1 protein-coding gene is annotated in these 267 nt (G+C 44.6%); it reads right to left on the bottom strand.

The window, feature by feature from the left end; translation table 11 throughout:
* Positions 1-267, bottom strand: a 267-nt coding sequence (locus V6256_RS15325) for a PHP domain-containing protein (RefSeq protein WP_341599118.1), incomplete at both ends; no start/stop codon positions are given.

Genomic DNA, 267 nt, shown 5'->3' with positions numbered 1-267 from the left:
CGCGAATTTCGTGCGCTTCAAAGTTCTCAGGCTTTAAAAATACCACTTCGTTAGTGGCTACAACCGGTAACTGCTCTTTGGCTGCAAGCTCTACCGCCATGTGTAAGTAGTCTTCTTCAAGGGGGCGGTTAGTTCGTACAAGCTCTAAATAGTAATGATCGCTAAAGTGCTGCTTGTAAAAGCTAACAACAGATTCAATAACGCCCGGGTTGCCTTTTAAAAGCGCTTTACCTAAATCGCCATCTTTAGCGCCCGAGAGAATGATAA

Origin of the sequence: Psychromonas aquatilis (assembly GCF_038155185.1) — a bacterium.
GTDB classification, from domain to species: domain Bacteria; phylum Pseudomonadota; class Gammaproteobacteria; order Enterobacterales; family Psychromonadaceae; genus Psychromonas; species Psychromonas aquatilis.
The sequence above is the reverse complement of the archived record's forward strand: the minus strand, read 5'-3'. Positions and strand labels throughout refer to the sequence as shown.